Source organism: Burkholderia sp. RS01, from assembly GCF_039748055.1.
Taxonomy (GTDB): domain Bacteria; phylum Actinomycetota; class Actinomycetes; order Actinomycetales; family Micrococcaceae; genus Arthrobacter.
On the sequence record NZ_JBDLAK010000025.1, the window covers coordinates 1 to 23609 of the forward strand.

General features: G+C 65.5%; 18 protein-coding genes. 4 read left to right on the top strand and 14 right to left on the bottom strand.

Annotated features, from left to right (window positions below):
• Positions 1 to 421: 421 nt before the first annotated feature.
• From ABFP37_RS19195 to ABFP37_RS19205, 3 genes are read right to left on the bottom strand one after another with little or no spacing between them, the layout of a single operon-like run.
• A complete protein-coding gene (locus ABFP37_RS19195; RefSeq protein WP_078029980.1) occupies positions 422 to 4147 on the bottom strand; it encodes a 1,4-alpha-glucan branching enzyme in 3726 nt (1241 codons plus the stop codon).
• Position 4148: 1 nt separating this feature from the next.
• Complete coding sequence (treS, locus tag ABFP37_RS19200) at positions 4149 to 5945, bottom strand: maltose alpha-D-glucosyltransferase (RefSeq protein ID WP_078029979.1); 1797 nt, start codon at positions 5943 to 5945, stop codon at positions 4149 to 4151.
• A 6-nt stretch (positions 5946 to 5951) separates the two neighbouring features.
• A complete protein-coding gene (locus ABFP37_RS19205; protein WP_078029978.1) occupies positions 5952 to 7967 on the bottom strand; it encodes an alpha-1,4-glucan--maltose-1-phosphate maltosyltransferase in 2016 nt (671 codons plus the stop codon).
• Positions 7968 to 8155: 188 nt separating this feature from the next.
• Between ABFP37_RS19205 and glgP the strand changes: the two genes are divergently transcribed.
• Complete coding sequence (gene glgP, locus ABFP37_RS19210) at positions 8156 to 10774, top strand: alpha-glucan family phosphorylase (protein WP_347034592.1); 2619 nt, start codon at positions 8156 to 8158, stop codon at positions 10772 to 10774.
• Positions 10775 to 10805: 31 nt separating this feature from the next.
• Here the strand turns inward: glgP and ABFP37_RS19215 are convergent, their stop codons facing one another.
• The 3 genes from ABFP37_RS19215 to glgX are packed head-to-tail and all read right to left on the bottom strand — an operon-like array spanning position 10806 to position 13734.
• The gene (locus ABFP37_RS19215) at positions 10806 to 11162 is read right to left on the bottom strand and encodes a barstar family protein (protein ID WP_078029977.1); all 357 of its coding nucleotides are present in this window, start codon (positions 11160 to 11162) and stop codon (positions 10806 to 10808) included.
• A 5-nt stretch (positions 11163 to 11167) separates the two neighbouring features.
• Positions 11168 to 11587: a ribonuclease domain-containing protein gene (locus tag ABFP37_RS19220; RefSeq protein ID WP_347034593.1), complete on the bottom strand. Its 420-nt coding sequence runs from the start codon at positions 11585 to 11587 to the stop codon at positions 11168 to 11170.
• Between the two features lie 32 nt (positions 11588 to 11619).
• Positions 11620 to 13734 carry a glycogen debranching protein GlgX gene (gene glgX / locus ABFP37_RS19225; protein ID WP_347034595.1) on the bottom strand — a complete coding sequence of 705 codons (2115 nt, stop codon included), beginning with the start codon at positions 13732 to 13734 and terminating at the stop codon, positions 11620 to 11622.
• Between the two features lie 122 nt (positions 13735 to 13856).
• On the opposite strand from glgX, the gene ABFP37_RS19230 reads away from it, so the two are divergent.
• The gene (locus ABFP37_RS19230; RefSeq protein WP_078029974.1) at positions 13857 to 14666 is read left to right on the top strand and encodes a carbon-nitrogen hydrolase family protein; all 810 of its coding nucleotides are present in this window, start codon (positions 13857 to 13859) and stop codon (positions 14664 to 14666) included.
• Between the two features lie 157 nt (positions 14667 to 14823).
• On the opposite strand, the gene rlmB is transcribed toward ABFP37_RS19230, so the two are convergent.
• The 6 genes from rlmB to ABFP37_RS19260 all read right to left on the bottom strand — a co-directional run bounded on the left by rlmB (position 14824) and on the right by ABFP37_RS19260 (position 19750).
• A complete protein-coding gene (gene rlmB, locus ABFP37_RS19235; RefSeq protein ID WP_347034597.1) occupies positions 14824 to 15816 on the bottom strand; it encodes a 23S rRNA (guanosine(2251)-2'-O)-methyltransferase RlmB in 993 nt (330 codons plus the stop codon).
• A gap of 92 nt (positions 15817 to 15908) precedes the next feature.
• Positions 15909 to 17363, bottom strand: coding sequence for a cysteine--tRNA ligase (gene cysS, locus ABFP37_RS19240; RefSeq protein ID WP_347034598.1), 1455 nt, complete (start codon positions 17361 to 17363; stop codon positions 15909 to 15911).
• 30 nt (positions 17364 to 17393) lie between these two features.
• On the bottom strand, positions 17394 to 17720 hold the full coding sequence (locus ABFP37_RS19245) for a hypothetical protein (RefSeq protein WP_347034600.1): 327 nt from the start codon (positions 17718 to 17720) through the stop codon (positions 17394 to 17396).
• A gap of 54 nt (positions 17721 to 17774) precedes the next feature.
• Positions 17775 to 18308, bottom strand: coding sequence for a 2-C-methyl-D-erythritol 2,4-cyclodiphosphate synthase (gene ispF / locus ABFP37_RS19250; RefSeq protein ID WP_347034601.1), 534 nt, complete (start codon positions 18306 to 18308; stop codon positions 17775 to 17777).
• Between the two features lie 4 nt (positions 18309 to 18312).
• Positions 18313 to 19095, bottom strand: coding sequence for a 2-C-methyl-D-erythritol 4-phosphate cytidylyltransferase (ispD, locus tag ABFP37_RS19255; protein WP_347034603.1), 783 nt, complete (start codon positions 19093 to 19095; stop codon positions 18313 to 18315).
• A gap of 172 nt (positions 19096 to 19267) precedes the next feature.
• A complete protein-coding gene (locus ABFP37_RS19260) occupies positions 19268 to 19750 on the bottom strand; it encodes a CarD family transcriptional regulator (protein ID WP_026266570.1) in 483 nt (160 codons plus the stop codon).
• 313 nt (positions 19751 to 20063) lie between these two features.
• Between ABFP37_RS19260 and ABFP37_RS19265 the strand changes: the two genes are divergently transcribed.
• A complete protein-coding gene (locus ABFP37_RS19265) occupies positions 20064 to 20636 on the top strand; it encodes a hypothetical protein (protein ID WP_347034604.1) in 573 nt (190 codons plus the stop codon).
• A gap of 75 nt (positions 20637 to 20711) precedes the next feature.
• On the opposite strand, the gene ABFP37_RS19270 is transcribed toward ABFP37_RS19265, so the two are convergent.
• Complete coding sequence (locus tag ABFP37_RS19270) at positions 20712 to 21392, bottom strand: response regulator transcription factor (RefSeq protein WP_078029968.1); 681 nt, start codon at positions 21390 to 21392, stop codon at positions 20712 to 20714.
• The gene (locus ABFP37_RS19275) at positions 21389 to 22678 is read right to left on the bottom strand and encodes an ATP-binding protein (protein ID WP_347034635.1); all 1290 of its coding nucleotides are present in this window, start codon (positions 22676 to 22678) and stop codon (positions 21389 to 21391) included. The genes ABFP37_RS19270 and ABFP37_RS19275 overlap by 4 nt, the downstream gene beginning before the upstream one ends.
• A 203-nt stretch (positions 22679 to 22881) precedes the next feature.
• On the opposite strand from ABFP37_RS19275, the gene phoU reads away from it, so the two are divergent.
• Complete coding sequence (phoU, locus tag ABFP37_RS19280) at positions 22882 to 23544, top strand: phosphate signaling complex protein PhoU (protein WP_078029966.1); 663 nt, start codon at positions 22882 to 22884, stop codon at positions 23542 to 23544.
• Positions 23545 to 23609 lie beyond the last annotated feature (65 nt).

The window sequence follows — 23609 nt, forward strand, 5'->3', positions numbered from 1 at the left end:
AACCAGACCACACCACGGGGTGGCGCAACCTGGCAAATTCAACCAATTCATATAAAATAAACCGGTATCAACAAACTTGGCACACTATTGAGTTCTCAAACAACAGACACACCCGGCACCACCACAACCAAACAGCCGTGGATCGCTCCGGAGCAACTTTTCAAACTTAGCCGCTCGCTTCCTCCGTGTCAAATCGGCGTCTGCGGCTCGTCGATGCCTTGGGCATCTTAGCTGCTGTACCGACCAACTCCGGGGAGCGGCGCGGAAATAAACTTTACCACTACTTTGCGCTGGGGCCAACCCGGCCACAGAAGGGGCCGAAAAGGCCCGGAATCACGGGGATTCCGGGCCTTCTCGTCGCCCTGTTTGCGGGGTCCTTCGGCGGCGTCTTAGACACCGCTGGCTGCCCGCATCATGGTGCTTACGTCAGCGGTCCGCCCGGCAGTGCGGTGGCACCGTCCGCGGCAGCGGCTGAGCCGACTGCAGTTGTACCAGGACCGGCCGGCTTGAAGTAGGCAACACCCAGCGGCGGCAAAGTGACCGTCAGGGTTGCGGGCTGACCGTCGATGCCCTCGTCCTCCGCCGTCAAGGTGCCGCCGTTGAGGACTCCCGATCCCCCGTATGCGGCGGCGTCGGTGTTAAGCACTTCGGTCCATGCACCGGTGGAGGGTACTCCCAATGCGTAGTCCTTGTGCGGGCCGCCCGAGAAGTTGACTGCGCAGACCAGCGGGTTTCCCTCGGTGTCCCAGCGCACGAAGGTCAGGACGTTGCGGTCCGCGTCGGCTCCGTTGATCCACTGGAATCCGCCGGGCTCGTTGTCCCGCGCATAAAGCGCGGGAGTGGACTTGTACAGTTCGTTCAGGTCCTTCGTCAGCAGCTGAAGCCCGCGGTGCGCGGGGATGTCCGCCAGCCACCAATCGAGACCGTGCTGTTCGGACCATTCCGCTTCCTGCCCGAATTCCGTGCCCATGAAGATGAGCTGCTTGCCCGGATGCGCCCACTGGTAACCGAGGAAGGCGCGGAGGTTGGCCAATTGCTGCCAGCGGTCGCCGGGCATCTTGCGGAGCATGGACCCCTTGCCGTGGACAACCTCGTCGTGGCTGATGGGCAGGAGGAAGTTCTCGGTGAACGCATAGACCATCGAGAAAGTGACGGTGCCGTGGTGCCACTTCCGGTTGACGGGATCCTCGGAGGAATACTTGAGCGAATCGTGCATCCAGCCCATGTTCCATTTGAGTCCGAAGCCGAGGCCGCCGTGGCTGGTCGGTGCCGTCACGCCGGGGAATGCAGTTGACTCCTCCGCGATCATGACCGCTCCGGGATGAGTCTTGTACACCGTGGCGTTGGTTTCCTGCAGGAAGGAAATGGCTTCGAGGTTTTCCCGCCCCCCGAACCTGTTCGGCTGCCACTGGCCTTCCTCGCGGGAGTAGTCCAGGTACAGCATGGACGCGACGGCATCCACGCGCAGGCCGTCGATGTGGAACTCGTCCAGCCAGTAGAGCGCATTGGCGACCAGGAAGTTGCGGACCTCGGTGCGCCCGAAATCGAAGATCAGCGTGCCCCAGTCCGGGTGCTCCCCCAGGTTGGGATCGGCGTGCTCGTACAGGGGCTGCCCGTCAAACTGCGCCAGGGCCCAGTTGTCCTTCGGGAAGTGCGCTGGCACCCAGTCCAGGATGACGCCGATGCCGGCCTGATGGAGGGCGTCCACCAGGTAGCGGAACTCGTCCGGGTGGCCGAAGCGGGAGGTCGGAGCAAAGTAGGACGTGACCTGGTAGCCCCAGGAGCCGCCGAAGGGGTGCTCGGCCACCGGCATGAACTCAACGTGGCTGAAGCCCAGCCATTTCACATACTCCACGAGCTCCTTGGCCAGCTCGCGGTAGCTCAGGCCGAGGCGCCAGGATCCGAGGTGCACCTCGTAAACGCTCATGGGCGAGTTGTGGGGGTCCCGGGCGGCGCGCGCCTGCATCCAGTCCTCGTCCTCGAACCGGTAGTGGGACTCGACCACTCGGGACGCGGTCAGCGGCGGTACCTCGGTGCCGAAGGCCAGGGGGTCGGCCTTCTCCACCCAGTAGCCGCCCTTGGCCTTGATTTCGAATTTGTAGCACGCCCCTGCTAAAACGCCGGGGACGAACAGTTCCCACACCCCGGAGGAACCGAGGGACCGCAGGGAATTTTCGCGGCCGTCCCAAGCGTTGAAGTCGCCCTTGACCCGGACAGCTTCGGCATTGGGGGCCCACACGGCGAAGGACACGCCGTCGACGTCGCCCAGTGAGGACTTGTAGTGCTGCACATGCGCGCCCAGCACCTCCCAGAGCTTCTCGTGGCGGCCTTCACCGATCAGGTGCAGGTCCACTTCGCCGACCGTGGGCAGGTAGCGGTACGGATCGTCCACGGTCACCGGTCCCGCGCCCTCGTACGTCACCTCAAGGCGGTAGTCCGGCACGTGGCCGGCCTGGAGGGGCTCGACGACGGCAACCCACACGCCGTCGGCCTCATGGGCCATGGGCAGGGCGCCCGCGGCGGTAACCACGTTAACCGCTTCGGCCAGGTGCTTTACGGTGCGGATGGTTACGTGGCCGTAGTCATCGAGGTGGGCGCCGAGCACCGAGTGTGGCGCATGGTGTTCGCCGGCCGCCACCTGCGAGAGCGTTTGCGCATCCACGGGTAACGGCGCGTGGTGGCTGTCGGTATGTGCAGAGCCTGTCATCTTCTTACCTTCCGCTGCGGCGCCGGCCGGTTCGCCGGGGCCTTTACTGCTGAGGAGTCGTCTGGACGCATTGACCGGAATGGCCAGCCAGCCGGGCCTGTTCCGCAATTCATAAACGACTTCGTACAACGCCTTGTCCAGCCACAATGCCACAAAGAGCGGCGAGTTCCGGTCGATCGTGCCAGGCGTGACCTCGGAATATCCCGCGAGGAAGGCCTCGGCGCAGTCGTCGACCCAGGATTCCGGCACGCGGGCATCGGTTCGCTCCCGCTCGGCGGCACCGGCCGCGTAGTCGAAGGAGCGCAGCATGCCCACCACGTCCCGCAGCGGCACGTCGGGAAAGTTGCGTTCGGAGATGGGCCGCAGGGGCTCACCCTCGAAATCGAGGATTGCCCAGCGGTCCTCCGCTCCGCCGCTGCCGGGAACCTGAAGGATCTGGCCCAGATGGAGGTCGCCGTGAATGCGCTGCAGGGCACCGGCCGGGACACCGTCGAGGGTGGCGAGCAGGCTTTCCAGCCCCTCTTCATGAGGCCCGACGGCGGCCCGCGCCTCCGTCCATGCCTCGCGGATGCGCTGCGCTACTCCGGGGGCGATGACACCGCCGGGGACGGCCTCGGCAGATACGCCAAGCGTTTCCGCGAGCCGGCGGTGGACCATGGCTGTTGCGTGGCCCAGGGCGTGGGCCTCGGCGGTGAAGTCAACTCCCGCGCCGGCTGCTTCGACGGCGAGCCGCCAGGCGTCCCGGCCGCCGGCCAGGAACTCATGGGCAACTGCCAGTTCACCGTCGGCACGGCCCGCCGGGGCATCCCATTCGCCGGTGACCCAGCCCAGGGTGGCCGGCACCTCGGACGTCCGGGCGGCAGAAAGTGCGGCCCCGACTTCCACTTCGGGATTCCGGCCCGGGGAAAGCACGCGGAAGAACTTCACGATGGCCGCGGAGACGCCGTCGTCCACTATCACCGAGCTGTTCGACTGTTCACCGGAGAGGACCTTGACCGTCCCGGAAGCGCGCGGCAGGGGCTGGCCGGCGCCCGACAGGTGGCCGCTGGCCGTGCCCGCGGCGGCGGCTCCTTCCGTTCGCATGAGTTCCAGCCACGCCGCAATGAACGCGCGGTCGTGAACGGCGTCGTAGATCCAGCGGTGACCCAATTCGGGGTGGTCGCTTTCGCCGATCAGCGCGCCTTCCGCGCCGGGCAGGGGGTCGCTGCGGTAGCTCAGCGGCACTTGCACCACATCGGTGCGGCGGCCGCCGTCGGCCGTGTCAGAAACCACGGCGGCGAGGAACACCTCAAGGCCCACCTGGCCCGCGGCATCGGTGAGGATGAGTCCGCCCACCGGATCCAGCGAAAAGTCGGCAGACTTAACCGGGAACCAGCGCTGGCGCGGCAGCCAGCTGCGGAGGAGTTCTTCGAGTGTGGGTGTCAGGGTGGATTGGCTCATGTCAGCCCTCAATGGACAGGATCGGCATCGCCTGGGTGAACGGGGACGACGGGTTGGAGGACGCCGAGCGGATCCGGAGCCAGAAGAAGTCGTGGCTGCCCAGGGTCAGTGTCAGGTTCCCGTCCTCACCAATGCCCGGAAAGGGCTGGCCGCCAAAAACGTCCCGGAGCCCGCGGCCGGCAAATTGCGGGACCTTCAGCGTTGTCGCCACCGGATGCTGCGAGAGGTTGAAGGCGCAGAGGATGGACTCGGCCGGCTCGCCGGCTGAGTTGCCCTCCGGCAATTCGCGCAGGTAGGCCAGGACGACGTCGTGGTCGGCTTCGACGTGCTTGAACCCGCCGAGGCCGAACGCCGCGTGGTTGCGCCGGACGCTCAGGATCTGGCGGGTCCAGCGCAACAGGGATCCGGAGTGTGCCGCTTCAGCCTCCACATTGGCCATGCTGTAGTTGTAGACCAGCGACTGGATGACCGGCAGGTACAGCTTGCCGGGGTCGGCATTGGAGAATCCCGCATTGCGGTCCGGGTTCCACTGCATGGGGGTGCGGACGGCGTCGCGGTCTTCGAGCCAGATGTTGTCGCCCATGCCGATTTCGTCCCCGTAGTACAGAAACGGGCTGCCCGGCAGGGACAGCAGCAGGGCATTGATGAGCTCGATTTCCGCCCGGGAGTTATCCAGCAGCGGCGCGAGCCTGCGCCTGATGCCGATGTTGGCCCGCATGCGGGGGTCCGGGGCGTACCAGCCGAGCATGGCCGCGCGTTCATCCGCGGTGACCATTTCGAGCGTCAGTTCGTCGTGGTTCCGCAGGAACGTGCCCCACTGGGCGCCCTCCGGAATCTCGGGCGTGTCGTGCATGGTCTCGATGATCGGGGCGGCCTTCTGATCACGCAGCGCGTAGTACAGCCGCGGCATGATGGGAAAGTGGAAGGCCATGTGGCATTCGGGCTCTTCCTCGGTGCCGAAGTACTCCACCACCTCGTTGGGCGGCTGGTTGGCCTCGGCGATGATCACCCTGCCCGGGTAGCTGTCATCCACCATTTTCCGCAGCTTGCGCAGGAAGTCATGGGTGGCGGGCAGGTTTTCGCAGTTGGTGCCCTCTTCCTCAAACAGGTACGGGATGGCGTCTGCGCGGAAGCCGTCGATCCCCTGGTCCAGCCAGAACCGCACGACGTCGAACAGAGCGTCGATGACCTTCGGGTTCTCGAAATTCAGGTCCGGCTGGTGGCTGAAAAAACGGTGCCAGAAAAACTGGCGCCGGATGGGGTCGAAGGTCCAGTTGGACTCCTCCGTGTCCACGAAGATGATGCGGGCGTCCTGGTACTTCTCGTCGGTGTCGCTCCACACGTAGAAGTCCCCGAACGGACCGTCCGGGTCCTTCCGCGACTCCTGGAACCATGGGTGCTGGTCCGAGGTGTGGTTCAGCGGCAGGTCAATGATGACCCGGACGCCGCGGGCGTGCGCCTCGGCAACAAGCCGCTTGAAATCGCTGATGGTGCCGAACTCGTCCAGTACGGAGTTGTAGTCCGAGATGTCGTAACCGCCGTCGCGCAGCGGCGACTGGAAGAACGGCGGAAGCCAGAGGCAGTCCACCCCAAGCCACTGCAGGTAGTCGAGTTTCTCGATCAGGCCATGGAAGTCGCCTGAGCCGTCGCCGTTGGCGTCCGCAAAACCCCGGACCAGCACTTCATAGAACACCGCCTTCCGGTACCACAGGGGATCGTGCTGCAATCCGGGTGCATTGAGCTCGAACGAGCTCTTGGGTGTGAAGTGATGACTCGGGTTCTGCGGGCTGAAACTCACTTGAGGCTACCTCCGGATGTTCAGAATGTGTGCAGGTTCAACGTGGGCATCGAGTCTTACGTAGTTGTATTCGCCCCACTCCCACGTCTCGCCCGAGATCAGGTCATCGACGCGGAATCCGCCGTTCGCGGAGAGGTCGTCGGGGTCCAGGTGCAGGGCCGCGAGATCCAAGGACACCGTGCTTTCCCGCGTGCTGTGCGGGTCCACGTTGATCACCACGATGACGGTGTCCTTGGTGCCGTCCGGAAGCGTCTTGTGCTTGGAGTACACGATGGTGGCTTCGTCGGTGCTGTGGTGCAGCGTCAGGTTCTGCAGGTCACCCAGCGCAGGGTGCGCCTTCCGGATTTCGTTGAGCCGGGTCAAGTAGGGCGCGAGTGTCCTGCCGGACGCGTTGGCCGCGTCCCAGTCGCGGGCCTTGTACTCGAACTTCTCGTTGTCGATGTACTCCTCCGCCCCTGGCCTGGCCACATGCTCGTACAGCTCGTAGCCGGCGTACACGCCCCACAGCGGGCTGGCGGTGGCAGCGAGGGCAGCCCGGATCTTGAACGCAGCTGGCCCGCCGTACTGCAGGTACTCGGTCAGGATGTCCGGGGTGTTAACGAAGAAGTTCGGCCGGAAGTAGGCCGGCGACACATGGCTGACCTCCTGGAAGTACTCCTCGAGCTCCTTCTTGGTGTTGCGCCAGGTGAAGTACGTGTAGGACTGCTGGAAACCGGCCCTGCCCAGCGCATGCATCATGGCGGGCCGCGTGAACGCCTCGGCCAGGAACACGACTTCCGGGTTCTTCTTGTTGACCTTCGCAATGAGCCATTCCCAGAACCACACGGGCTTGGTGTGCGGGTTGTCCACGCGGAAGATCTTCACGCCGTGGCTGACCCAGAGCTGGACGATGCGCAGGATTTCCTTGGACAGGCCCTCGGGATCGTTGTCGAAGTTGAGGGGGTAGATGTCCTGGTACTTCTTCGGCGGGTTCTCCGCGTAGGCGATGCTGCCGTCGACCCGGGTGGTGAACCATTCGGGATTCGACTGCACCCAGGGGTGGTCCGGCGCCGCCTGCAGTGCAAGGTCCAGCGCCACTTCCAGGCCGAGTTCGTTGGCGCGCGCCACAAAGGCATCGAAGTCGTCAAAGGTTCCGAGCTCCGGGTGGATGGCGTCGTGACCGCCGTCTTTTGAACCGATGGCCCAGGGCGAACCAGGATCCTGGGGACCGGCGATCAGGGTGTTGTTCGGGCCCTTGCGGTGCTGCACGCCGATCGGGTGAATGGGCGGCATGTAGATGACGTCGAAGCCCATGCCGGCGACGGCATCCAGCCTGTTGGCCGCGGTCCGGAAGTTCCCGGACGTCCACTCCCCCGTCGAGTGGTCCCGCACGGCGCCTTCCGACCGGGGGAAGAACTCATACCAGGCACCGCGGCCCGCGAGATCCCGCTCAACCAGGAGCGGAAAAGCTTCGGAGACAGTGACCAGATCGCGGATGGGCTCGCGGCCGACGACGGCGGCCACGTCCTCGCCGAAACCCGCAGCCAGGCGCTCCTCGGCGGACAGGGCCGTGTCGGACAGCACGGAGGCGGCGGTGCGGAGCGTTCGCCTGTCGTCGGAGTTGCGCGAAGTATCTTCGGCGGCCTGGGACAGCAACGCGGCCCCTTCGTCCAGCATCAGTTCGACGTCGATGCCCGCTTCGACCTTGACCTCGGCATTGTGGTGCCACGTGCCGTAGCGGTCGTGCCAGGATTCGATGACGAAGGACCAGTTGCCGGTTGACGACGGCGTCAGCATGCCCTCCCAGAGGTCCGTGCCTTTGCCGCGATCCCCGGCCGGGGGCTGCAGGCGCACCCGCTGGCGTTCCTTGCCTTTCGGATCCAGGAGGACCGCGCTCACGCCAAGCTGGTCATGGCCTTCGCGGAAGGACCGGGCGCTAACCACGATTCCCTCGCCCGGGAGGGCCTTCGCCGGGAACTTCCCCCCTTCGACAACAGGCTGAACGTCCGTGATGGGGAAACGGCCAAACCGGAGGCCATCCATGATCGAAACTTTCGGCGTTTGCTTTGATGGGGCGCTGGTTCGCGTGTTTGTCGTCACAGGCTCGACGTTAGCGAGAATCCGGGCGAATTGCTAAGCGTGCGATCTTAATTTGTGAAGTGACTCGTCATTTACCGGAAAGTAATCGAATGCGGTTCCTGCCGTTCATCTTGTCGGTTAGTGTGGCGCAGGTGAAGGCAATCCGCAGATTTACCGTCCGTACCGTTCTTCCCGAACCGATCCGGCCGCTTGCCCGTCTGGCCACAAACCTTCGCTGGTCGTGGCACCGGCCCACGAGGGAACTCTTCGAGGGTCTCAACCCCAAAGTGTGGGCTGAAAGCGGCAACGATCCGGTGAGCTTCCTGGGACTTGTGGGCCGCGAGGAAATGCACCGGCTGGCCACTGACCCGAATGTGGTGGCCCGTGTGCAGGCGGCGGCCGAGGACCTCGACCGGTACCTCCAGGAGCCCCGCTGGTACCAGAGCCTGGGCAATGACGCCCCTGCCTCCATTGCGTACTTCTCCCCCGAATTCGGCATCACCGAAGTCCTGCCCCAGTACTCGGGCGGCCTCGGCATCCTCGCCGGTGACCACCTGAAGGCGGCCTCCGACCTGGGCGTGCCGCTGATCGGCGTGGGACTCCTTTATCAGGCCGGTTACTTCAAGCAGTCCCTGTCCCGCGACGCCTGGCAGCAGGAAACCTATCCGGTGATTGACCCGGACGGCCTGCCGCTGACGCTGCTGCGCGAGCCCTCCGCGGACGGCAACGGCAAGCCCATCCAGATTGCCCTGCCGCTGCCCAACGAACGGCGCCTGTTGGCACACATCTGGCGTGCCGACGTCGGCCGTGTCCCCCTTCTGTTGCTCGACTCCAACGTTCCGGGCAACGACGACGCCGCCCGCGGCATCACCGACCGCCTCTACGGCGGCGGAGGCGACCACCGGCTGCAGCAGGAACTCCTGCTGGGCATGGGCGGCGTGAAGGCGCTGCGGGTCTACCAGCGGCTGACCGGGACCACCGCGCCGGAGGTCTTCCACACCAATGAGGGCCACGCCGGGTTCCTGGGCATCGAGCGGATCCAGGAGCTGATGGCCGGGGAAGAGGCCCTCACGTTCGACGAGGCCCTCGCCGCGGGACGCGCGTCCACCGTGTTCACCACGCACACTCCCGTTCCGGCCGGAATCGACCGCTTCGAAACGGCGCAGATACAGCATTTCTTCGAAGCAGGCCTTGCTCCGGACGTTCCCATGTCGCGGATCCTGGACCTCGGCCGGGAAGACTTTGCTGACGGAAACCCCTTCCTCTTCAACATGGCCGTCATGGGACTCCGGCTTGCGCAGCGGGCCAACGGCGTGGCCAAGCTCCACGGTGAGGTGTCGCGGGGCATGTTCTCCGCGCTCTGGCCGGGATTCGACCACTCCGAGGTGCCCATTACCTCCGTGACCAACGGCGTGCACGTTCCCACCTGGGTGGACTCCAGGATTTCCAAACTCGCCCGTGAACGATTCGGCGTTGAAGCCGAAGTCATGGGCCGCTGGGACCTCGCCTACAACGTCAGCGACGCCGAGGTCTGGGCGCTCCGGCGCGAGATGCGGGTCTCGCTCGTCGAGGATGTCCGGCGCCGGCTGCGTGCGGCCTGGAAGAAGCGCGGCGCCGCCGACGCCGAGCTGGGCTGGACCGACTCGGTGCTGGACCCGGATGTCCTCACCATCGGCTTCGCCCGGCGCGTGCCCACGTACAAGCGGCTGACCCTCATGCTGCGCGAGCCGGAGAGGCTGAAGGCCCTCCTGCTGCACAAGGAGCACCCCATCCAGCTGGTCATCGCGGGGAAGTCGCACCCGGCGGACGACGCCGGCAAGAAGATGATCCAGGACCTGGTCCGCTTCACGGATGACCCGAAGGTCCGCCACCGCATCGTGTTCCTGCCGAACTACGACATCGCCATGGCCAGGACACTGTTCCCGGGCTGCGACGTCTGGCTCAACAACCCGCTGCGTCCGCTGGAAGCCTGCGGCACGTCCGGTATGAAGGCGGCCATCAACGGGTCCCTCAACCTGTCCGTGCTCGACGGCTGGTGGGATGAGATGTACGACGGCGAGAACGGCTGGGCGATCCCGACCGCCAACAACGGCGCTTCCGCCGAGGAACGGGACGACATCGAGGCAGCCGCGCTTTATGAGCTGCTCGAGACGCAGGTGGCGCCGCGCTTCTACGGCAACACCGTCTCCGAATCGGCCGGCGCTGCCGGGCCCTCCGACTCCGGCCAGGAGAAGATTCCCACGCATTGGGTGTCGATGATCAAGCACACGCTGGCCCACCTGGGCCCTGCCGTCTCGGCGGAACGGATGCTGCAGGACTACGTCAACATCCTGTACAGGCCCGCCGCAATCTCGGGCCGGCACGCGGTGGCCGGTTCCTACGCCCAGGCCAAGGCACTCGCAGCCTGGGTCTCCAAGGTCCGTGCGGCATGGCCGCACCTCCACGTGGAGCACGTGGACTCCATGGGAGTGTCCGAGGAGCCGCAGATCGGTGACTCGCTCCAGGTCAACGCCTACGTGGGGCTGCACAACCTGTCGCCCAACGATGTGTCCGTGGAGGTGGCCTACGGCCAGGCGGAGGAAAACGACGAACTCGCCAACGTGACCTTTGTGGAACTGGAGCCGAAGGAGGAACTCGGCAGCGGCCGCCACCTCTTCACCGGGTCCATCGTCATCGACCGCTCCGGGTCCTTCGGATACACCGTCCGTGTGCTGCCCAAGCACGAGGCGCTGGCATCCAAGGCCGAACTGGGGCTGATTGTCAACGCCTAGTCAGCCTCCTCGCGCTTCCTGACGTGGCCGCTTAGAGGAAGACGGCGATGACTGACAGGTCGTGGCCGGCGTAGCTTTCGGCGTCCTGCAGGATCTCGCAGACGACGCCGAAGGAGCGTCCGCTGCGGAAGGCGGCGGGCACCTGCCAGATGAGGGTCAGGGGTTCCTGGCCGTTGTCGGAGATGGCGTCGGCGAAGTCGTGCAGCGAGTCGTTGAGGGCGTCGAGGTTCACGCCGTAGTGGTCCGGGAAGTTCAGTGCCTCGCCGAAGGTGGCCAGCACTGCTTTCTTGGACTCCGCGGCCGGGATCACCAGGCTGCGGCGGCCTGCGTCCGCAATCTGGTCGCGCAGCTCGTCAACGGTCCAGGTGTCCCCGGAATAGATCTTCATGGGTACTATTTGCCTTCTGCTATGAATTTGAATGACGCGTAGTGGTCCGGGGTGTAGTACTTCTCGCCGTCCTTGCCCGCCACGATCCTGCGGGCGCCCCTGTCTGACTCGCCGGGGGTGGGGACCGTGTATTCCTTGTAGTACCCGCCCGACTTGCGCGGCAGGACGCGCTCGAAATTGCTGAACGTCACGCCGTCGCGGCTGTACGGAAAGGGGCCGCCCTGCCGGATCAGGACAAGGGTGCGTCGGCCTTCGGCCGGCAGCTGGGACTCCCGGATGGTGGCCAGCCCGGAAGGGTTGGGAATAGCCGTCACGCTTGCGGACGGAGAAGTGGCCGCGGGCGCCTGCGCGGTGGGCGACGCAACGGGCCCGCACGCCACGAGGGCCGCCAAGGCGAGCCCTATCAGCAGAGACCCTACGGCCATTGTCCTCCGCTTGTTGGTGGGGTACACGTGGCCTAGGTGCGGTAGATGCTGATGGTGTTCGCCAGAACGCTGTCCCGCTCACCGGAGGCAACCAGGCTGCCTTGGCGGCGGTCGTGGAGCTCGGACGTGGTGAGGCGCAGTTCGAAGATCCGCTTGCCGGTGCCGTCGTCGTTGGTGACCTGGGGAAGGGTGACATTGGCATCCTCGCGGCCGCCGTTGACCACAACGAGTCCTGCCACCTGGCCGTCGTCGGAACCCAGCAGCAACTGCACCACCCTGTGCCGGGGATCGTTCCACCGTTCCATGGACATCGGCTGGCCGTCCTCGTCATACCAGTAAAGGTAGGACTGGGCGTCGCGGACCGGATAATCGTGGGGCTGGCCGGCCAGGAATTCCTTGCGGAGGCGGATGACGCGCTTGGCGCTGCGGAGCATGGCGTGCGACTCCGGCGTGCTGGTCCAGTCGAGCCAGGCGAGGGGGTTGTCCTGGCAGTAGGCGTTGTTGTTGCCCTGCTGGGTGCGGCCAAGTTCGTCGCCGGCCGTGATCATGGGAACACCGAGGGAGATCATGAGCGAGGCCATCAGGTTGCGCCGGGTCTGGGCGCGCCGGGCCAGGATGCTTTCGTCCTCGGTCCGCCCTTCAAAACCGTGGTTGTAGCTGCGGTTATCGCCGTGGCCGTCCCGGTTCTGCTCACCGTTGGCCTCATTGTGCTTGCGGTCGTAGGACACGAGATCGGTCATGGTGAAGCCGTCGTGGGCGGTGATGAAGTTCAGCGACGCCAGCCGGGAACGTCCTGACGGCTCAAAGAGGCTCGCCGAGCCGGACATGGCGTCGGCCAGCCGGGCCACGGAACCGCCTTGGCCGCCGGCGTCGATGGCCGCACGGTCCGCGAGCCAGAACGAGCGCAGGGCGTCCCGGTAGTGGTCGTTCCAGTCCACCCAGCCGCCCGGGAAGCGTCCGGTCTGCCAGCCGCCGTACCCCACATCCCAGGGCTCGGCGATCAGCTTGACCCGGGACAAAACCGGGTCCGCCGCGACGGCCACCAGGAACGGATGGTTCGGATCGAACTCGTTGGCGGCATTGCGGCACAGCGTGACGGCCAGGTCGAAACGGAAGCCGTCGACGTGGAATTCATCGACCCAGTAGCGGAGCGAATCCAGCACCAGCTGGACCACGCGGGGCTCGCCGAAATTGAGCGTGTTCCCGCAGCCTGTGGTGTCGATGTACTTGCCGTGGCCGTCGGTGCGGTAATACTTCTGCTCGCCCAGTCCGCGGAAGCCGAAGGTGTGGCCGTCGGGCCCGCCCTCTGCGGTGTGGTTGTAGACGACGTCCAGGATGACTTCGATGCCCGCAGCGTGGAGCAGCTTGACCATGCCCTTGAACTCGTCCTGCACGGCCTGCGGCCCGGAGTCCTGCGCAGCCTGCGTGGCGTAGGCGGGGTGCGGGGCGAAGAATGCCGCCGTGTTGTAGCCCCAGTAGTTGGTCAGGCCGAGGTTCTGAAGGTGCGGCTCGTCCAGGTGGAAATGCACCGGCAGCAGCTGTACGGCCGTGATGCCGAGGCCGGTCAGGTGCTCGATCATGGCCGGATGGGCCATGCCAGCGTAGGTTCCGCGCAGGGTCTCAGGGATGTCCGGGTGCAGCTTGCTCTGCCCGCGGACATGGGCCTCGTAAATGATGGTGTTGCGCCACGGCGTGTGGGGGCGGTCGTCGGCGCCCCAGTCGAAGTCGCTGGCCATCCTGACGTTCGTCAGGAAACCGTTGCGCTGGTCCACGGCGCGGCCGTAGGGATCGAGCAGCAGCGGCTGCCGGTCGTCGCCGTGGTCGTCGTCAAAATTCAGGGTGGGAACGGAAAGCGGCAGGACTTGGGCGTCGGGAGCCGCGCGGAAGCCGTAGCGCGAGCCGACCGGGAAACCTTCAACAATGCCGTGATGGACGCCATTCGTGACGTTCGGCAGCGGCTGGAGCCGCCAGCTGCCTCCCGGCGCCTGGTACGCGACCTCCAGGGTGAGGACGCCAGGCGCATAGACAGCCACGTTGGCGCGCGTGCCGTGCGAGCCGTCCCCTGCAGGCCTGGGGCGCGGCGAACTGACGCCGAGGGGGAAGGCCTGGGAGGCGTCCACGGTCGAGGCTGTGTCTAAGAGGGGCATTACCATCGGTTAAAGCTTAGCTGGCACTGACAAATAAGCTGATCTATTCCGGGATGTTGCACACGGGCGGACGGCGTCCGGGCAGCGGCATACTGGTAGTACGCACCGACATGGAGGCACTCGTGAGGGTTGCACTTGCCCAGATCATCACCGGCCGGGACCTGGCCGCCAACCTCGAGCTGGTCGAGGAGTACGCCCGCCGCGCCAAGGACGGCGGCGCCGAGCTGGTCGTGTTCCCTGAGGCCTCCATGCGCGCCTTCGGAAATTCGCTGATCGACATCGCAGAACCGCTGGATGGCCCGTGGGCCAACCGGGTCCGCTCCATTGCCGCCGGTCTTGGCATCGTGACCGTGGCCGGAATGTTCACTCCGGGAGCGTCCTCTTCCGGAGGGCAGGCGAAGGTCCGCAATACCCTGCTGGTCACCGGTCCCGGCGTGGAAGCCAGCTACGACAAGGTTCACCTCTTTGATGCCTTCGGCTTCCTCGAATCGGACACCGTGGACGCCGGGACAGGACCTGTAACGTTCGACGCCGGCGGCGTCACCTTTGGCCTGGCCACCTGTTACGACATCCGTTTCCCTGCACTTTTCACGGCCAACGCCGACCGGGGAGCCGTGGCGAACATCGTCTGCGCCTCGTGGGGTGCGGGGCCCGGCAAAGTGGAGCAGTGGCAGCTCCTGGCCCGCGCACGCGCCGTGGACACCACCACCTACGTGCTTGCCTGTGGACAGGGCGATCCGGCTACCCAGGGTGTTGAACCGCGGGGCGCTGCCCCGACCGGAGTGGGACACACCGCCGTCGTATCGCCTTTCGGCGAAGTCCTCGAAGAGCTCGACGGCGCCCCCGGCCTGCTGTTCGCCGACCTGGATCCCGCCGTGGTCAAGGACGCCCAAACCAGGCTCCCGGTCCTGGCCAACCGCCGGCAGTTCTAGGCTCTGCTCCGAGTGCCGCTGTCACCGTTAACGGGAAACGCTCCCGCACGTTAAGTGCGGAAGCGTTTCGCATTTTCTGACAAGAGTTGCCAAATTCGCATGCCGGCCCGAGCCGGTCTCGACAGGCTCGACCAGCGGGGACTCGACCGGCGGGGAACTACTTGACGGCGCGCTGGCGGGACACCTCGTAGAGGGAGATGCCGACGGCCATGGAGGCGTTGAGCGATTCCATGGCGGAGTCGATCGGGATGGAGACGATCTGGTCGCAGTTCTCCCGGACGAGGCGGCTGAGACCCTTGCCTTCGGAGCCCACGACAATGCAGACGGGCTCGGTGGCCAGGGTGAGGTCCGGCAGCGAGACGTCGCCGTCGCCGTCGAGTCCGAGGACGAAGATGCCCATGGACTTGAACTGCTTCAGGGCGTTGTTCAGGTTGGACGCGCGGGCGACGGGCACGCGGACGGCGGCACCGGCGCTGGTCTTCCAGGCGGAGGCCGTGACACCCACGGAACGGCGTTCCGGGACGATCACGCCGTGGCCGCTGAAGGCCGAGACGGAGCGGATGATGGCGCCGAGGTTGCGGGGGTCCGTGATGCCGTCGAGGGCAACGAAGATGGGCGCGTTCGAGACGTGCCCCTTCTTCCACCGTTCGACGGTCTGCTCGGCCAGGTCGTAGGCGTCCTGGTATTCGTACGGCGGGATCTGCAGCACGAGGCCCTGGTGCACGGCGTCGTCGGTCATCCGGTCGAGTTCCGGTTTGCCGGTCTCCAGCAGCGGGATGCCGCGTTCGGCGGCCAGCTTGAGTGATTCCTTGACGCGGTCGTCCATCTCGATGCGGATGGCCACGTGCAGTGCCTTCGCGGGGATCCCGGCCCGGAGCGCCTCCACGACGGAGTTGCGGCCGGTGACCACTTCCTCGGTGGCGCGTCCCTTAGGGCCCGAACGTGCGCCGGCGTTGCGGCTACCTCCGGAGCGCTTGGCCTCTGAGCGCTCAGAGAACTGCTTGTTCTTGTATGCCTTGTGATACGGGCGATCCTCGGCTTTGGGGGTTGGCCCCTTGCCTTCGAGTGCCTTGCGGCCGTGGCCACCGGTTCCGGTGGTGGGGCCCTTCTTGAGCTTGCGGATTGCGCCCGGGCGACCGTTGTTGGCCATGAGTTCCACCCTTGGTTGTATTGAGTACGTCTGGACTCCAGTCTACTGACTCAAGTTAAATCGTTGACCGGGGCGGATCGCTGCCGCGGAATCTAGCCGCGCTGGAGGCTCCAGGTGGCGCCGTCCGCGCTGTCTTCAACCACCACGCCGGCGGCGGACAAGACGTCCCTGATGGCGTCCGATGCGGCCCAGTCCTTCCGCGCCCGGGCGTCCGCGCGGGCGGCAAGCTGGGCCTCCACAAGTGTTCCGAGGGCCGCGGTGGCCTGATCGTCGACGGCCGGCTGCGCGGCGTCGCTGATTCCCAGCACACGGAGCATGTCAGTCACGCTGGTCAGCGCCTGCCGTGCTGCCGCGAAGTCACCGCCGGTGAGCGCGGTGTTCCCTGCGCGGACCGTGTCATGCAGGACTCCCAGGGCCTGCGGCACGTTGAGGTCGTCGTCCATGGCGGCGGCGAAGGCGTCCGGCACCGTGCCGTGGCTGCCGAACAACAGGGAGCCGTCCGCCGACAGGGCGCGGACCGCCCGCGCGATGAAACCGTCGATGCGGTCGACGGCGGCGGTGGCTTCCTGCAGGGATGTCGGCTGGTAGTCCAACACCGAGCGGTACTGGGCCTGGCCGAGGTAGTAGCGGACCACGCGGGGCGGGGCGAGTTCCAGCATTTCAGCCGGGCTGACGGTGTTGCCCACGGACTTGGACATTTTTTCGCCCTGGTATGTGACCATGCCGTTGTGCATCCAGAAGTTGGCAAAGGCGTGGCCGGCAGCCTGCGACTGGGCCATCTCGTTCTCGTGGTGCGGGAAGCGCAGGTCCAGGCCGCCGCCGTGGATGTCGAATTCGGTGCCGAGGTACTTGGTGACCATGGCGGAGCATTCGAGGTGCCAGCCGGGGCGGCCGGCGCCCCACGGCGAATCCCAGCTTGCCGTCGTCGGCTCGCCTTCCTTGTGGCCCTTCCAGAGCGCGAAGTCGCGCGGGTCCTTCTTGCCGCGGGGGTCGGCGTCAGTGGCCCCCTGCATGTCATCGAGCTTCTGCCGCGTCAGCGACCCGTACTTGTTCCATGAGCGGACGTCGAAGTAGACGTCACCCGAGCCGTCGAGGGCCGGGTAGGCATGGCCGCGGTCGATCAGCTGCTGGATGAGGGCGAACATCTCCGGGATGTGGCCGGTGGCGCGCGGCTCGTAGGTGGGGCGGGAGACGCCGAGGGTGTCGTAGGCCTTGAGGAATTCCTGCTCGTACCGGTACGCCAGCGCCCACCATTCCTCTTCAGGAACGGCTCCGGGCTCCTGCTCGAAATCCGGGTGGAACGACGCCTCGGACTTGGCGAGGATCTTGTCGTCGATGTCGGTCACGTTGCGGACCACCGTGACCCGGAACCCCCGGTACTCAAGCCAGCGCGTGAGCTGGTCGAAGGCGATGGCGGAGCGGATGTGCCCCACGTGCGGCATCCCCTGCACCGTCGCCCCGCAGTAGTACAGGCTTGCCTTGCCCGGTACGAGGGGAACGAAGTCGCGGACTTCGGCGGATGCGGTGTCGTAAAAGCGGAGGGTCACCGCTCCAGATTAGCCGATGGCATTGACCGCTTACTTGCAGACCTCGCCGATCCTGTTGTTCTGGTTCTTGAGCTCGGTGAGCTGCTCTGCGCTCTTGTCTCCGAGCGAGGTGCCGGCCACCTTCTTCATGACGTCAGCCATCTTCTGGATCGGGTCGGCAAGCTCCGGGGCTACCTTGTCGGCAGCCTCCTGGTAGTGCTTGGCGATCTGGTCTGCCTGCTGGACTTGGCTGCCGGTCGGTTTGAAGGTGTCCCCCTGGAGGAACTTGCAGCTCTCGTCCACGCTCATCTTGGGGCTTCCGGCGCAGCCTGCGAGGAGCAGCCCTGCGATCACGACGGCGGGAAGCAGCTTTTTCACGACGGGTCTCCTAATATTGCGGTACTGGTGCTGCTTCCAGCCTAGGCGATCCGGTCAGGGGGCCGGGTACACGAGGGCCGTGGCCACCGCCGAAATTCCCTCGCCGCGGCCTGTGAATCCGAGGCCGTCGCTGGTGGTGGCGGTGACGCTCACGGGGGCGCCGGCGGCTTCGCTCAGCACGAACTGCGACTCTTCGCGCCGGGGACCGAACTTGGGCCGGTTGGCCACGAACTGCACAGCGATGTTGCCGATTTCGAAGCCGGCGGCCCGGACGATCCGGGCCGCTTCCGCCAGGAGGGTGACTCCCGAGGCGCCCGCAAGTTCCGGGCGGTCAGTGCCGAAGTGCGTGCCGAGGTCTCCGATGCCGCAGGCGGAGAACAGGGCGTCAGCGGCTGCGTGGGCGACCGGGTCGCCGTCGGAATGGCCGGCCAGCCCCCGCTCCCCTTCCCAGAACAGGCCGCCCAGCCAGAGCGGCTGCGATGCACTTTCCGGGGCGAAGGCATGGACATCAATGCCGATTCCGGTGCGGGGCAGGATCATTTTCACTTCGGCCGGGCTCAATGTCTCAGCCGGCTTCTCTGCGCTCATGGACTCAGCCCTCGACCCAGCGGACGCCCAGGGGTCCCTCGAGGAGGCCTTCGGCGATGATCAGGTCCAGCGGCGTGGTGATTTTCAGGGATTGGCTGGCGCCCCGGACGGCATGCACCGGTACACCCAGGAGCTCCACCAGCATGGCGTCGTCGGTCACGGCGGCGGCCTGGCGTTCGTCGAACCGGAGTGCGGCCTGGTGCGCCTGCCTCAGGGTCTCAAAGTTAAAGCCCTGCGGTGTCTGGACCGACCGCAGCTCTTCACGGGGAGCCGTTCCGGTCACGAGTTCAGGCGCGATGTCCAGGTCGCGGCCCTGGGTGGCGGCGACTGTCTTGACCGTGTCAACGACGGGAATGACCGGGATGACGGCCGCTGCCCCGGCGGCCAGGGCCTGGGCCACCCGGTGGAAGACGGACTCGGGCGTGAGGGCGCGGGCGGCATCGTGGACGAGCACGGCTTCGGTCCCGTCCTCAAGGGCGGCCAGCGCGGACCGGACGGAATCCGCCCTGGTGGGTCCGCCGTCGACCATGGTCAGGAGCGGGCCGCCATCGACGAGCTCCACACGGAAGTCTTCGCACAGCTGACGCAGCCCGTCATCGCCGGCAGGCAGGGCAACGCATACCTGGCGCGCGACCCCGGAGGCCACAATTCCGCGGAGCGCATGCAGGAGGATGGGTTCGCCGCCTAGCGGAACAGCCGCTTTGGGCAAGCCGTAGCCGAGCCGCTGCCCGGATCCTGCCGCCACCAGGATCACGGCGGTGACGGGGCGGGTGGGTGCATTGTTCATGCGGTCTAGCCTACGTCCCGGCCGCTCGGCCCCGGCCGATTTCGCGTCCACGGGCCCAACTGGGTAGCAGCAGGCGCCGTTTTGAGCGCGCAAAACGGCGCCTGCTGCTACCAAGTTGGGGATTTTGGGCAAAAAGAAACCCCGGTGGCGCTTTGCCACCGGGGTTCAATTCTTAGGAAGCCAGGACCTCGTCGAGAACGCTTGCCGCCTTCTCTTCGTCGGTCTTTTCAGCCAAAGCCAATTCTGAGATCAGAATCTGCCGTGCCTTGGCCAGCATTCGCTTCTCGCCTGCGGAAAGGCCCCGATCGTGATCCCGGCGCCACAGGTCGCGGACGACCTCTGCAACCTTGATGACGTCACCGGAAGCAAGCTTCTCCAGATTTGCCTTGTAACGACGCGACCAGTTGGTGGGCTCCTCAGTGAACTCGGCACGAAGCACGTCAAATACGTGCTCCAAGCCTTCTTTGCCCACTACGTCGCGTACCCCAACAAGGTCAACGTTCTCTGCTGGAACTTCAATGGTCAGATCACCCTGAGCCACCTTGAGCTTGAGATACATCTTCTCTTCGCCCTTGACAGTGCGCATCTTGATTTCTTCAATTTTTGCTGCACCGTGGTGAGGGTAAACTACTGTCTCGCCGACCTCAAAAACCATGTGGACTTTCCCCTTTCCCGCAGACCAGTTTATCACGATTAAGGCATATGACTGGCACGGATAAGGGTCAGGAACCGCGTAAATCCGCGGAAAATGGGCCGAATCAGCCGGCCAAACCCCTTGACGAACACGGATAATAGTGTATTCGCGACCCGCCGACAAGCGTTACGCGCGGGTAGTCAGCGCCTCCCGGCGATGCCCTGGCGGCGGCCGAACCTCGCCCGTATGTGTACCGGCCGAATCCTTGTTTGGGTCCGTTTGCCGATAGGCTATGGCTGAAAACTGTTTCAAGACTTTTCAAGGAGTGCGTGACGTGCGTTTCACTGCGATGAACCGGGGCCAGCGCGGCAAGTTGGCAATGGCGGCTGCCGCCCTGAGCGTCGGCCTGCTGGCCCTGAGCGGCTGCGGCTACGTCAACGCCCAGCAGACCTCCCACCAGTACGCCGCCTCCGACGGCATCCGCGCCGACGTCGGCCCGCTGCAGCTGCGTAACATGCTCATCGTGTCGTCGGGTGAAAACGAACCCGGCCGCGTGATCGGCGCCGTGTACAACTCGTCCTCCAAGGACGTCAAGCTCACGCTCAAGGGTGCGGAGGGTTCCCAGACCGAAGTCTCGGTGAAGAAGAACTCCTACACGCTGCTGAACGACTCGACGGACCCGGCAACGCTGAGCACGACGGGCGGAAAGGCCGGAACCCTCGTGGACGTCCAGGTCACCGAAGACGGGACGAACGTCAACAAGCCCGTCAAGATTCCCGTGGTTGACGGAACCCTGAAGGAATACCAGCAGTACCTTCCCGCCGGCAGCACGCCCACCGGAACTGCGACGCCGAGCGAGACCGCAACGCCGGGCGAAAGCACGCCGTCCCCCACCGCAAGCCACTGACGGCTGACGCATAGCTGACTACAGAGAAGGAGGGGCTCCCGGCCGGGAGCCCCTCCTTCTCTGTTATGTCTGGCCTTAGGGTTCGAACTTGTAGCCAAGTCCGCGGACGGTGACCAGGAACCGCGGCAGCGACGGATCGGGTTCAATCTTGCTGCGGAGCCGCTTGACGTGCACATCCAGGGTTTTGGTGTCGCCCACGTAATCGGACCCCCACACGCGGTCAATCAGCTGGCCCCGGGTCAGCACCCTGCCCGAATTCCGCAGGAGCATCTCCAGCAGTTCGAATTCCTTCAGCGGCAGGGACACCTGCTCGCCGTCGACGCTCACGACGTGGCGTTCAATGTCCATCCGCACCGGCCCGGCGTGGACGGTGGAGGAAACGAGTTCTTCCGGCTCGCCCTGGCGCCGGAGCACCGCACGGACCCGGGCCACGAGTTCGCGGGAGGAGTAGGGCTTGGTGACGTAGTCGTCGGCACCCAGTTCGAGCCCCACCACCTTGTCGATCTCAGAGTCCTTGGCAGTCAGCATGATCACCGGGACGCTGGAACGCTGCCGGAGCTGCCGGCAGACTTCCGTGCCGGACAGTCCCGGCAGCTGCAGGTCCAGGAGCACGAGGTCGGCCCCGTTGCGGTCGAATTCCGTGATGGCGTCCAGGCCGTTATCCACAACCTCGACCTCGAACCCCTCCTTGCCCAGCAGATAGGACAGCGGATCGCTGAACGATTCCTCATCCTCAACAATAAGAATCCGGCTCAAGCGTTAGCTCCTCGTTCGTGGACGCCGGCGGCGTCGCGTGGTTCCTTGACGTTGTGCGGTTGGCTGCCCTCCGGCAGCTTGGCACGGCCGGACGCCTTGGCGTCGCGCGCCTCACCCGCGGCGGTGCGCATCCGTGGTGGACGGACCTCGGAGGCGGAGTCCTCGTCCTGCCCCTCAATCTCGGGAAGCCGGAGCGTGAACGTGGAGCCCTGGCCGGGCTGTGACCACAGGGTGACTTCGCCGCCATGGTTGGAAATGACGTGCTTGACGATGCTCAGCCCCAGCCCGGTTCCGCCGGTGTGCCGGGACCGCGCCGCATCCACGCGGTAGAACCGTTCGAACACCCGTTCCTGGTCCTCCGGCGAAAGGCCCTCGCCCTGGTCGGTGACGGAGACCGAGATCAGGCCCTCCCTGGAGCGGACTCCGATGCCCACGCGCGTGTTCTCCGGCGAATAGCGGATGGCGTTGTCGATCAGGTTGCGCAGGGCTGTGACGAGGAGGTCCTGATCGCCGTAGACCTTGGCCTCCACGCGGCCGCCGATGACGATCTTGATGTTCTTGCTCTCGGCCGGGAGCTGCGAGCGGTCCACGGCTTCGGAGATGACGTCGTTGATGTCCACGGCGTGGCCGCGCTGCGCCACGTTCGCGCCCTGCAGGCGGGACAGCTCAATGATGTCCTGCACGAGCGCCGCCAGCCGGGCGGACTCCTTGTGCATGCGCTTGGCAAAACGGCGGACGGCCTCTTCGTCGTCCGCTGAGGATTCGAGTGCCTCGGCCAGGAGCGAAATGGCCCCCACGGGCGTCTTCAACTCATGGGAGACGTTGGCCACGAAGTCGTTGCGGATCTCTTCGGTACGCGTGATCTCGGTCCGGTCATCGGCCAGCAGCAGGATATATTCTTCACCCAGCATGGCCGCCCGCACCTGCACGATGATGGTTCCCTGACCCAGCGGCCCCCGCGGGAGCTCGAGCTGCTTCTCTAGGATGACGCCGTCGCGGCGCACGTTGGCCGTCATGTCCAGAAGCTCGCGGTGTACAACCGTATGGCCGCGCACCAGGCCGTAGGCATAGGCGGCGGGGCTGGCACGGACGACGCCGTCGATGGCGTCCACCACAACAAACGCCTGCCCGACGACGGCGAGCACCTCGGCGGATCCCGCCGGAAGCACAGGCTCGTCGTATTCGACGTCCACGAGTTTCCGCTGCTGCTCGCTGACCCTGAATGCGAGCACGCCAAAGACGCCGAACGACAGGCCGATCAGGCCGGCGATGACACCTATGAGCATTGGATCCACGGCTCCAGCTTATGCTTTCGTGAAGGCCGAATAGCCGATCCGGGGCCAAGACGGTGCGGATTCAGCTAACGTTCATCTAGAGGTGCGTAACAGTTCACCGGACACTGGAATAGTGGCCAGTTGGACTGCCGGAACGGTGACACGAAATTCTGACCGCCGCGGCGGGGCGGAGTTTCCAAGGAAAGGACGCCTACGTGCGTAAGGTTTTTCAGGAGGAGCTTGCCCAGGTGGGCGAAGACCTCATCGAAATTTCAAAGCTGGTCAGCGAAGCGATCGTGAAGGCAACGGATTCCTTCGAGGTCGCCGACGTCGATCTGGCGCAGGATGTCATCGCGGCCGACGCACGCATTGACTTCCTGCAGAACAGCCTGGACGAGCGGGCCATCGACATCCTTGCCCTCCAGGGCCCCGTCGCCAGCGACCTGCGCATGATCGTGGGATCGCTGCGCATGAGCGCATCACTTGAGCGCATGGGCGACCTTGCCCGCCACATCGCCCAGCTGGCGCGGCTCCGGTTCCCGTCGACCGTCATCCCGGCACCGCTCACGGACACGTTCAAGAGCTTCGCCGAGCAGGACATCCAGATTGCCAACAAGCTCACGGAACTGCTCGAGACCCGCGACCTCGAAGTTGCCCGCGACATCATGAAGGCCAACACCACGGTGAATGATCTCCACCTCAGCGTGTTCAAGGCGATCGCCCGCAGCGACTGGCAGGAATCACCGGCCACCACCGTGGACGTGGCCCTCGCCAGCCGTTATTTCGAGCGCTTCGCTGACCACGGCGTCTCCGTCGCCCAGAAGGTCACGTACCTTGTGACGGGCGCCTGGCACCCGAACAGCATCGAGCACGGCTAAGGGCCTTCGCTCCTCTTAAAGCAGCGAACGACGGCGGGTGGTCACCTCAGGTGACCAGCCGCCGT